The sequence below is a fragment of the Campylobacter sp. CNRCH_2016_3089 genome, from assembly GCF_025772505.1.
Taxonomy (GTDB): Bacteria; Campylobacterota; Campylobacteria; order Campylobacterales; family Campylobacteraceae; genus Campylobacter_D; species Campylobacter_D lari_D.
In genome coordinates this window covers 52,558-64,804 of the sequence record NZ_JAKMSF010000002.1, presented here as the reverse complement: position 1 = coordinate 64,804, position 12,247 = coordinate 52,558, and the positions used below count along the sequence as shown (strand labels likewise).

At 29.4% G+C, this 12,247-nt stretch carries 12 protein-coding genes; all 12 read left to right on the top strand.

The genetic code is table 11. The features are described from left to right. Nucleotides 1–43: 43 nt before the first annotated feature. On the top strand, nt 44–595 hold the full coding sequence (locus L8W69_RS01540; RefSeq protein ID WP_133319399.1) for a DUF507 family protein: 552 nt from the start codon (nt 44–46) through the stop codon (nt 593–595). Then, complete coding sequence (gene carA / locus L8W69_RS01535; RefSeq protein WP_133319398.1) at nt 592–1,710, top strand: glutamine-hydrolyzing carbamoyl-phosphate synthase small subunit; 1,119 nt, start codon at nt 592–594, stop codon at nt 1,708–1,710. Before L8W69_RS01540 ends, carA begins: the two co-directional genes overlap by 4 nt. Further along, nucleotides 1,707–2,369, top strand: a complete 663-nt coding sequence (locus L8W69_RS01530) for a sulfite exporter TauE/SafE family protein (RefSeq protein ID WP_263666264.1) — start codon at nt 1,707–1,709, stop codon at nt 2,367–2,369. The genes carA and L8W69_RS01530 overlap by 4 nt, the downstream gene beginning before the upstream one ends. 108 nt (nt 2,370–2,477) lie before the next feature. Continuing rightward, the gene (ccoN, locus tag L8W69_RS01525; protein WP_039617631.1) at nt 2,478–3,944 is read left to right on the top strand and encodes a cytochrome-c oxidase, cbb3-type subunit I; all 1,467 of its coding nucleotides are present in this window, start codon (nt 2,478–2,480) and stop codon (nt 3,942–3,944) included. Between the two features lie 11 nt (nt 3,945–3,955). Next, a complete protein-coding gene (gene ccoO, locus L8W69_RS01520; RefSeq protein WP_263666263.1) occupies nt 3,956–4,621 on the top strand; it encodes a cytochrome-c oxidase, cbb3-type subunit II in 666 nt (221 codons plus the stop codon). Nucleotides 4,622–4,629: 8 nt separating this feature from the next. Next, on the top strand, nt 4,630–4,833 hold the full coding sequence (locus L8W69_RS01515; protein WP_133319395.1) for a cytochrome c oxidase, cbb3-type, CcoQ subunit: 204 nt from the start codon (nt 4,630–4,632) through the stop codon (nt 4,831–4,833). Then, nucleotides 4,833–5,711 carry a cytochrome-c oxidase, cbb3-type subunit III gene (gene ccoP / locus L8W69_RS01510; RefSeq protein WP_133319394.1) on the top strand — a complete coding sequence of 293 codons (879 nt, stop codon included), beginning with the start codon at nt 4,833–4,835 and terminating at the stop codon, nt 5,709–5,711. The genes L8W69_RS01515 and ccoP overlap by 1 nt, the downstream gene beginning before the upstream one ends. Then, nucleotides 5,711–5,923: a DUF4006 family protein gene (locus L8W69_RS01505; RefSeq protein ID WP_133319393.1), complete on the top strand. Its 213-nt coding sequence runs from the start codon at nt 5,711–5,713 to the stop codon at nt 5,921–5,923. The genes ccoP and L8W69_RS01505 overlap by 1 nt, the downstream gene beginning before the upstream one ends. Before the next feature lie 100 nt (nt 5,924–6,023). Continuing rightward, on the top strand, nt 6,024–6,599 hold the full coding sequence (locus L8W69_RS01495; protein WP_261529512.1) for a hypothetical protein: 576 nt from the start codon (nt 6,024–6,026) through the stop codon (nt 6,597–6,599). A 2-nt stretch (nt 6,600–6,601) separates the two neighbouring features. After that, on the top strand, nt 6,602–7,114 hold the full coding sequence (locus L8W69_RS01490; RefSeq protein WP_263666262.1) for a FixH family protein: 513 nt from the start codon (nt 6,602–6,604) through the stop codon (nt 7,112–7,114). Beyond that, nucleotides 7,114–9,501 (top strand): PD-(D/E)XK nuclease family protein, encoded by a 2,388-nt coding sequence (locus tag L8W69_RS01485; RefSeq protein WP_263666261.1) that lies wholly within the window; start codon nt 7,114–7,116, stop codon nt 9,499–9,501. Before L8W69_RS01490 ends, L8W69_RS01485 begins: the two co-directional genes overlap by 1 nt. Beyond that, complete coding sequence (locus L8W69_RS01480) at nt 9,498–12,242, top strand: RecB-like helicase (RefSeq protein ID WP_263666260.1); 2,745 nt, start codon at nt 9,498–9,500, stop codon at nt 12,240–12,242. The genes L8W69_RS01485 and L8W69_RS01480 overlap by 4 nt, the downstream gene beginning before the upstream one ends. Nucleotides 12,243–12,247: the final 5 nt, after the last annotated feature.

Sequence of the window (12,247 nt, the reverse complement as noted above, 5' to 3'; positions counted from 1 at the left end):
TTTTTTTAGTATTATTTCAAAATAAAAATAAAAAGGTGAATAAATGCGTATCAAACCAGCTCATATACCTTATATAGCAAATAAAATAATACTTGATTTAATGCATTCTTCTTTTGTTAAAATTAAAGATGATAGTCAAAAACTTTTAAAAACAGCAAAAGAAATTATAGAAATAGATGTTTTAAATGAGCGTAAACTTGATGAAAAAGCAAAAGAAATTTTAGAAAGCCAAGAAGATGAAATTGAGTTTATGCAAATAGATAGAAAAAGTATGTTTTGGATGATTAAGAAAAAACTAGCAAATGAGTTTAAATTTATGCTTGATAGTGAAGATAGATACAATAATCTTTCTCATAAAATTTTAGAAAATTTAGTGGAAGAAGATTTGATAAACTACAATGTATCAGAAAATCGCGTGAAAAATCTCATTTTTTCAAGTATTATGTCTTATTTAAAAGAGTATGAAAATTTAGAAGATTTAGTCTATGAAAAAATTTCAAATTATAAAAGAAAACTTATTCCAGGTTCTGAAGAATATGAATTGGTATTTGAAAAGCTATATCAAGAAGAGCTTAGAAAAAAGGGACTTTTATGAAAGCATATATTTATATAGAGAATGATGTTTTTTTAAGCGCAAAGGCTTTTGGACAAAGTGGAACTTTTTTTGGAGAGCTTGTTTTTAATACTTCTTTAACGGGGTATCAAGAAATTATTTCTGATCCATCATATGCAGGTCAGTTTGTAGTATTTTCAATGCCAGAAATTGGTATAGTTGGTATTAATGATGAAGATAATGAAAGTAAAGATGTATTTGCTAGCGGAATGATTATAAGAGAATTAAATGAAGATTATTCTAATTTTAGAGCCAATGATTCTTTAAGTGCTTATTTGAAAAAGCATGAAAAAATAGGGCTTTGTGAAATTGATACTAGATTTTTAGTTAAAATGATCAGAGATCAAGGAAATTTGAGAGCGGTAATATCTACTGAAATTAAGGACAAAGAAGAGCTTAAAAAAATGCTTCTTTCTAGTGCTAAAATTGATGAAGTAAATTATGTAGCACAGGTTAGCACTAAAAGCTCTTATAAACATAGTAAAGGTGCTTGGGATCATAGCAACAAAGCTTATGAGAATGTAAAAGCAAATGGTAAAAAAGTAGCTGTGATTGATTATGGTGTAAAAGAAAATATTTTAAATGAGCTTGTAAGTGTTGGACTTGAGGTGGAGGTTTTTCCTTATAATACCAAGGCAAAAGATTTGATTGATTTATATCAAAAAGGTAAAATTCATGGTGTATTTTTATCCAATGGACCAGGTGAGCCAAAAATTTTAAAAGATGAAATCGCAGAGATTAAAAAACTAGCAGAAGCTAAAATTCCTATGCTTGGTATTTGTTTGGGACATCAACTTTTAAGTAATGCTTTTGGTTATGAAACTTATAAAATGAAATTCGGCCAACATGGAGCAAATCATCCTGTTATTAACCTTACTAATAACACAGTAGAAATTACAGCACAAAATCATAATTATAATATTCCTGAAGAAATAGCAGAGGTTGCAACTATTACTCATAGAAATTTGTTTGGTGATAATGTAGAGGGTGTGAGATATAAAAATTATCCTATTATATCGGTGCAACATCACCCAGAAAGTTCTTCAGGACCACATGAGAGCAAGTATATTTTTAAAGAATTTTTAGAGCTTTTGTGAGTTTAGATTTTATTGCTTTAGCAAGTATAGCTTTTCTTTCTAGTTTTGGGCATTGTTATGGAATGTGTGGAGGTTTTGTTTTAGCTTATACTCAGCTTTCAAAGCAAATTAAACTCCCTTTTTTTCTTTTAATTTTCTCATATCATCTATCTCGAATTTTTGCTTATGTTTGCTTGGGCATATTTTTTGGAGTTTTTGGAAGCTTGCTTTCATTTAGTGAATTTTCAAAAGGCATAATGTTTTTTATAATTGGAATTTTTATGATAGCATTAGCACTTGCTTTGATTTTTAAAGGAAAATTTCTAAGTTTTTTTGAAAATTCTTTATTTTTTGAATGCGTAATTAAAAAAAACATCTCTAGATTGATTCAACAAAAATCTTTCAAGAGTACTCTTTTTTTAGGATTTTTAAATGGCTTTGTGCCTTGTGGTTTAGTGTATTTTTATATAGCCTTTGGAATGAGTGTGCAAAGTGTGTATTTATCGGCTTTAATTATGCTTGTTTTTGGTTTTTCAACTTTACCAGCATTGATATTTCTTGCGTATTTTTCTAAAACATTAAATGAAAAATTTCAAAAAATAGCTAGTTTAATTTCCTATATTTTAATTTTTTGTTATGGTGTGTATTTTTCTTATATAGGCTTTGTTTTTACGCGATAATTTATTAATAAATAATAAATAATTAGACATAGTTTAAGCTAAAAAAGATATTAAGTATCGTATAATATAAAGATCGCATAATTGCAGAAAAAAACTTAAGGAGAGGAAATGCACCCAGGAAATGCATTAAACTATGACTATACGGTTGCTAAATATTTTATGTTTGCTACCTTATTGTTTGGTGTTATTGGTATGGCTATTGGAACGCTTATTGCCTTTCAGATGGCTTATCCGGATTTAAATTATTTAGCCGGTGAGTATGGTACTTTTTCAAGACTTAGACCATTGCACACTTCAGGTGTAATTTTTGGTTTTATGCTCTCAGGAATTTGGGCTACTTGGTATTATATTGGTCAGCGTGTGCTAAAAGTTAGTATGGCAGAATCAAGCTTTTTAATGTTCATTGGTAAATTGCATTTTTGGCTTTACATGATCACTATGATTATAGCTGTTATTACTTTGTTTGCAGGTGTTAGCACTTCAAAGGAATACGCAGAGCTTGAATGGCCACTTGATATATTGGTAGTTTTAGTTTGGGTTTTATGGGGTGTAAGTATTTTTGGGCTTATTGGAATTCGCCGTGAAAAAACTTTATATGTTTCACTTTGGTATTATATAGCTACTTTCCTAGGTATAGCAATGCTTTATTTATTTAACAATATGGCTGTGCCTACTTATTTTGTGAGTGGAATGGGTGATTGGTGGCATAGTGTTTCTATGTATGCAGGGACAAACGATGCATTAGTTCAATGGTGGTATGGACACAATGCAGTTGCATTTGTATTCACTGTTGGTATCATCGCTCAAATTTATTATTTTCTACCAAAAGAAAGTGGACAACCAATTTTCTCATACAAATTATCTTTATTTGCATTTTGGGGCTTAATGTTTGTTTATTTATGGGCAGGTGGACACCACTTGATTTATTCTACAGTGCCTGATTGGATGCAAACTATGGGTTCAGTTTTTTCAATCGTTCTTATTTTACCTTCTTGGGGTTCAGCAATTAATATCTTACTTACTATGAAAGGTGAGTGGAGTCAATTAAGAGAAAGCCCATTAATCAAATTTATGATTTTAGCTTCAACTTTCTATATGTTCTCAACTTTGGAAGGTCCTATTCTTTCTATTAAATCAGTTAATGCATTAGCACACTTTACAGATTGGATTCCAGGACATGTTCATGATGGTACTTTAGGTTGGGTTGGCTTTATGACTATGGCTGCGCTTTATCACATGGTGCCTAGAATGTTTAAAAGAGAATTATATAGTAAATCGCTAATGGAAGCTCAATTTTGGATCCAAACTACAGGTATAGTATTGTACTTTAGTTCTATGTGGATAGCAGGTATTACTCAAGGTATGATGTGGAGAGCTACAGATGAGTATGGTAACTTACTTTATACTTTCATTGATACTGTTGAAGCTATTATTCCTTATTATTGGATTAGAGCTGTAGGTGGCTTGTTGTACTTAGTAGGATTTTTCATGTTTGTTTATAATATTTATAAATCAATTTCAGTGGGTAGAGTGCTTGATAAAGAGCCAAAAAGTGCTTCACCTATGGCAGCATAAGGAGGAAAAATATGTTTAGTTGGTTAGAAAAAAATCCATTCTTTTTTGCTGTGGCAGTATTTATAGTGATCGCATATGCAGGTATTGTGGAAGTTTTACCTGATTTTGCTCAAAATGCAAGACCAATTGAAGGTAAAAAGCCTTATACGGTTTTACAACTTGCAGGACGCCATGTTTATATTAAAGAAAGTTGCAATGCATGTCATTCACAACTTATTCGTCCTTTTAAATCAGAAACAGATCGTTATGGTATGTATTCAGTTAGCGGTGAATATGCTTATGATAGACCATTTTTATGGGGTTCAAAAAGAACTGGACCTGATTTATTGCGTATAGGTAATTTTAGAACTACAGATTGGCATGAAAATCACATGTGGGATCCAGTTTCAGTTGTTCCTGGTTCTATTATGCCAGCTTACAAACATATGTTTAGCAATAATGCAAATATAGAAACAGCTTATGCAGAGGCACTAACTGTAAAAAAAGTTTTCAATGTTCCTTATGATGTTGAAAATGGTACAAAACTTGGTACTTGGGAAGAAGCTCAAGCAGAAGTTAAAGCAGAAGCCCAAGTTATAGTAGATCAAATGAAAAATCAAGATGTTAAAGATGCGTTTGCTAGAGGTGAAATTAGAGAAATTGTCGCTTTGATTGCGTATCTTAATAGCTTGAAATAGGAAAAATTATGGATTTAGAACTAATAAGAGAGTTGCAAGCTTATGGCTTTTTTGCCCTTGTAGTATTCTTAGTGGTAGTTTTGTATTCTTATTGGTTTCATTTGTATAGATCTGAAAAAACAGGTAGAAGAAACTATGAAAAATATGCTGATTTAGCATTACATGATGAAATTGGCGATCGTGTTTTAGAGCAAAATAAAAGGAGTGCTTAATGCAATGGTTGAACTTACAAGATAATGTTAATTTATTATCTTTTATTGGAGCAATTCTTATCATATTGATTACGCTTGTTGTGGTAGGAAAATTGTTTAAAAGTATGAAAGAAGAAAAAAGTCAGGGTGAGCTAAGTGAACATAGTTGGGATGGTATAGGTGAATATAAAAATCCTATACCACTTGGCTGGGCTGTGGTATTTTTCTTAGCTATAGTATGGTGTATATGGTATTTTCTTTGGGGGTATCCTTTAAATAGTTATTCTCAAATTGGTCAATATAATAAAGAAGTACAAGCTCATAATGAGAAATTTGCACAAAAATTTGCAAATTTAAGCAATGAAGATAAGCAAGAAATGGGTAAAAATATCTTTTTAGTTCAATGCTCTTCTTGTCATGGTATTACAGGCGATGGTATCAATGGAAAAGCTCAAAATCTTAATGTTTGGGGTTCAGAAGAGGGACTTATAGAAGTAATTACTAAAGGTTCTAAGGGCTTAAATTATCCTATGGGTGAGATGTTAAGTGCAGCAGATAATGGTATAGATGAAGCTGATATTCCTGCAATTGCTGCTTATGTTGCTTCTGAAATTTCAGCAATTAAAAAAACTGAAAATCCTCAACTTGTAGCAAAAGGAAAAGAATTATTTGTCACTTGTACAGTATGCCATGGTGAAGATGGAAAAGGAACTATTGATGGTCAATTAGTGGCTCCAGATTTAACAAAATATGGTAGTGCAGAATTTGTAGTAGATGTTTTAAATCGTGGTAAAGCAGGTAGTATAGGTGTAATGCCTCATTTTAACAATGGCTTGTTAAATGAGCTTCAAAAAGAAGCAGTTGGCGAATATGTGATTTCTCTTTCAAGGGGCGAATAATGGAAAATTCAAACAGATGTGTATTTTCACTTTCAGGCGTTAGCGGAATGTTAATAGCAACTATTTTATTATTATCGATTTTAGCAGGATTAACTATTTTGGGTCTAAAAACACAACAAGATGTTATGCAAAAACCTTATAAAATAGAAAATGCAGAACAAATTAAAATGTTTGACTCTAAAAGAGAAGAACATATCATTATAAAGGAATGATTATGGCAAAAGTTCTTGAGTATTTAATCATAGCCGGTTTAGTTGTAGCGGCTGGAATCACTGCTTGGTCGGTTTTAACTGCAAATCATCTTTTTATAGGATGAAAAATATATTTAAAGGCGGTTTTTTAGCCGCCATTTTTATTTGTTTTGCTAATTTTTTACATGCTGAAATATTATTAAATGATAATATCTTAAACACTGCGATAGAACAAAATATCACTACAAGTTCTAGACAAATTTATGAATTAACTGGAGTAAATATCGCTTTAGCATTAAGTGATAAAAAAGATTTTGAAAGTTTAAAAAATTATGAAGCTAATTTAAGTAAGCCATATATTTTACTTGTATTTTCTAAAGCTTCACATAAGGTAGATATACTCGCAAGCGATGATGCTTTGGCTTTTTTTGATAAAGAAGGTGTTTTGAGTCCTTATCCTGAAAAAGGAACAATTTTACCTATACTTGCAAATCCTAAACAAAAAGATATTTATAATGCAGCTATTTTAAATGGTTATGCAGATATAGCCGATCAAGTAGCAAATTATTTTAATATAAAACCTTTTTATGGAAATTCAAATCGTGATACTTTAAATATCATGAGAATTTTAATCTATGGATTTTTATGTGTTGCAATTTTAATGCTAGTTCAAAGAAAAATCAAAAGGAGAAAATAAAAATGGAAAATAAGAAAACATTTTGGCCTTATGGTATTTTGATTTCTTTGGGGCTTATTGTTATAGCTTGTATTGTTACGATTTTTATTGCAAGCAAGGCTCCTGTGTATGAAGATAATTTTTATTTTGATTCTTATCAAAATGTAGAGTTAAATTATAATGAAATTCAAAACAGACAAAAGACTTTTGATGAAAATTTTAAGCTAAGCATTAAAGACAAAGAAAGCTTTATGCATAAGAAAAATCAAGTTTATTATATCAATGAAGGGCAAAATGAGCTTAGGATTGCAATTGAAAATTTAAAAGATTATGACTTGAGTAAGCTTCAAATCCAAACTTTACTTTCGCGTCCACATACAAATGCAAATGATGAGAATTTGCAAGTAAGATTAGAAGGAAGTGATTTGGTGTTTGATTTTAATATCAAAGAAAAAGGTGTTTGGCAAATACTTTTAAAAATCACTCAAGATGAAAATAGTGTAGGATTTTTTAAATTCTTTTTGCAGACTAAATAATGAAGCTTTTTGTATTTAGCTCACTAAGAGCTTTAAGAAAGTATTATGAGAAAAAACTACAGGTTGATAGTTTAGTAGAACCGGCTATGAGTATAGCCGAATTTATACAAAAGTTAGTTTTTTCTCCGCATTTTCAAGCAACACACTATGAGTGTTTACTTTTGATGAAAAAGGCTTGTGAGCAAACTAAAAATTTAGAGCAAAGCTTAAAAATACCGAGTAATTTTTTTGCTTTCTTAAAAAATAATGCTTATTTATTTAGTTTCTTTAAAGAGCTTAGTTTAGAAAAAAAAGATATCAACTCATTAAAATTTCATGATGCTTACGTTCAGTATGATGAACATTTGCAAATTTTAGAAGAACTTTTTAAAAATTATCTTACCTTGTTAAAAGAGCAAAATCTATATGATGATATTTCTTTGCCGCTAGATTATGAAATTAATAGTGATTTTTTAAAAAATTATGATGAGATTATTGTTGATTTTCAAGGTTTTTTAAATGCCTTTGAAGTAGAGCTTTTGTTAAAAGTTAAGGAAATACTTCCTCTTAAAGTGCAGTTTAATTGCACTAAATTTAATAAAGATTTTTTAAATACTCTTAGCTTTTTACAAGGACTTTCTCTTAAGGCAAATTATGCTTATTTGTTTGATTTAAATCAAAAAACAATTTTAAAAGAAGAGTGCTTTTTTAAAGAAAGTAAAATTAGTTATAAAAGTTTTCATTTAAGATCTTTACAAGCTGCTTTTGTTTTTGAAAAAATTAATTCTTTTTTAAAATCCGGTATAAGCGCAAAAGATATTGTAGTGATTACACCTGATGAGAATTTTGTAGATATTTTAAGACTTTATGATAAAAGCAATGTTTTAAATTATGCAAGTGGAGAAAGTATTAAAAATACACTTTTTTATCACAGATTAAAGTCTTTGTATGAAAGTGCTAAAGATGATGAGTTTGAGTATGAAGAAAATGAAGAATTTTATGAAAGGTGTAATTTAAACAAACATTTGTGTAATTTACATTTTTTTTCTTCTAGTGTTGATTTTACAGAGTTTAAAAAGTTTTTTGATGAAAATATTTCTTTTGATTTTTTTGAGAATTTTATTTTTAATTTGCTAGAAGATAGTGATGAGGAATTAAAAAATTATATACATCAAGAGCTTATTTTTATCAAAGAGCTTGTAAAAACACACGAGTTAAGCTTTGTGCAAATTTTAGAATTATTTTTCATGCAAATTGATGGTATAAAATTAAGCAGTGTTGGTGGTGGTGAAGTTACTGTAATGGGGCTTTTAGAAAGTAGGGGACTTAGATATGACGGGGTGATTATAGTCGATTTTAATGATGAGTTTATCCCAAAAAGAGTTTCAAGCGAGTTATTTTTAAACAATGAAATTCGCAAAAAAGCAGGACTTATCACTCATGCTCAAAGAGAAAATTTACAAAGACATTATTATTATACTTTAATAGCCAAGGCAAAATTAGTTGGAATTTCTTATGTGGAAAATGAAGAAAAAATCAAATCAAGATTTTTAAACGAACTTGAACTTCCATTTTATGAAGACAAGACTTATAGTAATAATGCTTATGTGAAATATTTTCAAACTTATCCATGTACTTTTAATCTTGAGCCTATTGTAAGTATTAAAGCAAAGCACGATTATTTTCAAAACGATCTTTCTTTTTCAAGATTTCATCTTCTTGTGCATTATGGTTTGGATTATTATTATAAATATGTTTTAAGATTAAAAGAGCCAAAGACTTTAGACGATACACTTAGAGCAAATGAGTTGGGGAGTTTTATCCATAAGGCTTTAGAACTTTATTATACACAAAAATCTAAAAATCATTTTGATTATGAAGTTTTTATGCAAGTGGTAAAAAGCATTAAACAATACCGAGTTGATGCGCTAAATTTAGCTTTAATACAAACTATATTTAAAGAATTCCAAACACTTGAAAATGAGCATTTTAAGCAAGGTTATGTGGTAGAAAAATGTGAATTTAATCCACCAAGAAAAGAATTTATTACAGAAAATGGAGTGAAAATTCACGCCATAGGCTTTTTAGATAGAGTAGATAATAATGGTAATGAAAGATTGATTATAGATTATAAAAGTGGTAAGGCAGATGAAAAATCTTATCAACTTGCTTTTTATAAGTTTTTATTAGAAAATCAAAATACCTTATTAAATACAAAAGCTTGCTTTTATGATCTAAAAAATATCAAAATCATACATGAAAATGCTAAAAGTAAGAGCGTACAAGAACTTAAAGATTTGCTTAATGAGCTTGCTAAAGAACCTTTGGAAAAAGAATTTTTTAATCAAAAAAACGACAATACTTACAGCCCTTATACCATGCTTTATAAAAAGGAGTTTAAGCTTTGAGTTATCATTTTGAGCCTTTTTTAGCTTTGGAAGCTAGCGCAGGAAGTGGAAAAACTTTTGCATTAAGTGTGCGTTTTGTAGCTTTGGTTTTAATGGGAGCTAAGATTAATGAAATTTTAGCCCTTACTTTTACTAATAAAGCTACAAGCGAAATGAAAGAAAGAGTTTTTAAAACCTTTTTAGAATTTGATGTGTTTGAAAATGGAGAGAATAAAGCAGAGTGTAATGAGCTTATGAAAATGCTATGTAAAAGCAAAGATGAGCTTATAGCTTTAAGAGAAAAATACAAAGATGAGTTTTTAAGATCTAAGCTTAATATTTACACTTTTGACAGCTTTTTTTCACAAATCATTCGTTCTTTTGCTTTAAATTTAGGTCTTATGAGTGATTTTGACATTATAGAAAGTCAAGATAGTTATAAAAATTTCATTTCTAAATTAGACGAAGAAGAATTAAGAGCTTTAGCTTATTACATTGTCCAAACAAAAAGTAAAAGTGATTTTTTGCAAAATCTTGAAAGCTTGTATGAAAGATCTTGTGAGATAAAATCTATACAAAATGCACATTTTCCAAATAAAACTTTTTTAGAAAAAAGCTTAAGTGAGTTTATAACTTATGCAAGAAATTTAAGCACAGATAAAAACTATCAAAAAAATTTCGAATTTGAAAACATAGAAGATTTCTTTACTAAACCTATTATTTGTGATTTAGATAAAAAATATTTTGTAAAAGTCATCGATAGTGAATTTTTACAAAAAAGAGCAGAGTTTTTACAAAGTGCAAAAGAGTATTTTACCCAAATGGAAAACTACCGTATAAGTATGCTTGCAAAGCTTTTGGCGCATTTTAAAGAAGCAAGAAATGAAAACAATGCCAAGCAAAATGCACTGACTTTTTCAGATATAGCTTTAAAAACTCATGAGTTAATTAGTGATGAAACTAATAAAGATTTGATTTATTTTAGACTTGATGGTTATATTTCACATTTATTAATCGATGAATTTCAAGATACTAATGTTTTGCAGTATCAAATTTTAAAACCCATCATTGCTGAGCTTGTTTCAGGCGAGGGAGTGAAAAAAAATAGAAGCTTTTTTTATGTGGGGGATAAAAAGCAAAGTATATATGGTTTTAGAGGGGGTAAAAAAGAGCTTTTTGATAAGCTTTTAAAAGATTTTCCACAAATTAAATTAGAGCATTTAGATACTAATTATCGTAGTAAAAAGATCATTGTTGATTATGTAAATGAAGTCTTTAAAGATAAATTTTTTGATAGCTTTTTAAATCCTAGCTTTACTTTGCAAAAAAGCATTAAAGAAGGTGGATATGTGGAAGTTTTGCAAAATCATATCCTACCAAAAAGTTCTTTGCATGAAGCAAGTGGCAAAGAAGTTTTAAAGATCATCCAAAAGCTTTTAGAAAAAGGCGTAAAGCTCAGTGAAATTTGCATTTTGGTATGGATTAACAAAGACGCTACTTTAATGAAAGAATTTCTTGAAGAAAATGACATTAAAGCCTATACGCAAAGCAATGTAGCTTTGATGGATTGTATTAGCGTAAGAGTGCTTTTTGAGTATGCAAAGGCTTGTGTGCTTAAAGATGAGTTTAGTTTGTACTTTGCAAGTAGTATTTTAGAAAAAGAGCTTGAGTTTATCACGCTTGATTTAAACCGCAGTGTAGGTGAGATTTTAAAATACTTAGTGCATGTTTTAAAACTTGATTTAAGCGATGTTAATCTTATCGCATATTTAGAGTATGCAAGTACTTTTGATAATTTTTTTGATTTTTTGTTTGCTTCATGTGAGTTAAAGTCTTTACAAGCTCAAGATGATGGAGTAAGCATTATGACCGTGCATAAATCTAAGGGGCTTGAATTTGAAAATTTAATCGTACTTGATAGACTTAGTAAAAAAGCTCCGGATAATGAAACTTTAATGTTTGAGTATGATTTAGAGCAAGGTTGGGAAGTAAAATACCGACACAGTGCTAGAAAACATCTTGAAGATCAAAATTACAATGCCTTTTTAGCTAAAAGAGAAAAACTTCAAGCAGAAGATGAGATAAATTGTCTATATGTAGCACTTACTAGAGCTAAAAATTCTCTTTTTATCATAAAAAACGATGAGAGTTTTAAAACCTTTAAGAGTTATTTTCAAGACTATGAAGAAAAACAAATAGGCATTATAGAAGAACAGCTTGCTAAAACAAAAGAGCCTTTAGAAAATTTAGAACAAATAGAAAACTTTGAAGAATTTCAAAAGGTAAATTTACAAGAAGTTAAAGTAAAAAGTCATCTTTCAAGCACGCAAATACACTTTGGTTTGGCTTTGCATGAGTTTTTGCAATATTTTGATTTTAACACTAAAAGCAATTTTGAATTTTGCAAGCAAATGGTGTATAAAAAATATCGTTTTTACTTAGATGATGAAAGTTTTAATGAGCTTTTTAAAAGACTTACTATGCTTTTAAAAGATGAGAGCTTTAACGCGCTTTTAGCGGGTAAAAAGCTACTAAAAGAGCAAATCATCACTTATAAAGGTGAGCAAAAACAGCTTGATATGCTTGCATTTGATGATAATGAAGCTATCATTATAGACTATAAAACAGGTTTAAATTTAAACGAGCATAAAAAGCAAGTTTTGCTTTACAAAGAAGCCATAGAAAAAATCTTAGCCAAGACTTCCACTAAGGCTTTTTTGGTATATATTTTAAAGGATAAAGTGGAGATAGTGGAGGTTTAAGGAAA

Excerpts from the sequence above, each read along its gene's own strand:
- L8W69_RS01540 (WP_133319399.1), top strand. The coding sequence starts at position 44 with ATGCGTATCAAACCAGCTCATATACCTTATATAGCAAATAAAATAATA.
- carA (WP_133319398.1), top strand. The coding sequence starts at position 592 with ATGAAAGCATATATTTATATAGAGAATGATGTTTTTTTAAGCGCAAAG.
- ccoN (WP_039617631.1), top strand. The coding sequence starts at position 2,478 with ATGCACCCAGGAAATGCATTAAACTATGACTATACGGTTGCTAAATAT.
- ccoO (WP_263666263.1), top strand. The coding sequence starts at position 3,956 with ATGTTTAGTTGGTTAGAAAAAAATCCATTCTTTTTTGCTGTGGCAGTA.
- L8W69_RS01515 (WP_133319395.1), top strand. The coding sequence starts at position 4,630 with ATGGATTTAGAACTAATAAGAGAGTTGCAAGCTTATGGCTTTTTTGCC.
- ccoP (WP_133319394.1), top strand. The coding sequence starts at position 4,833 with ATGCAATGGTTGAACTTACAAGATAATGTTAATTTATTATCTTTTATT.
- L8W69_RS01505 (WP_133319393.1), top strand. The coding sequence starts at position 5,711 with ATGGAAAATTCAAACAGATGTGTATTTTCACTTTCAGGCGTTAGCGGA.
- L8W69_RS01495 (WP_261529512.1), top strand. The coding sequence starts at position 6,024 with ATGAAAAATATATTTAAAGGCGGTTTTTTAGCCGCCATTTTTATTTGT.
- L8W69_RS01490 (WP_263666262.1), top strand. The coding sequence starts at position 6,602 with ATGGAAAATAAGAAAACATTTTGGCCTTATGGTATTTTGATTTCTTTG.
- L8W69_RS01485 (WP_263666261.1), top strand. The coding sequence starts at position 7,114 with ATGAAGCTTTTTGTATTTAGCTCACTAAGAGCTTTAAGAAAGTATTAT.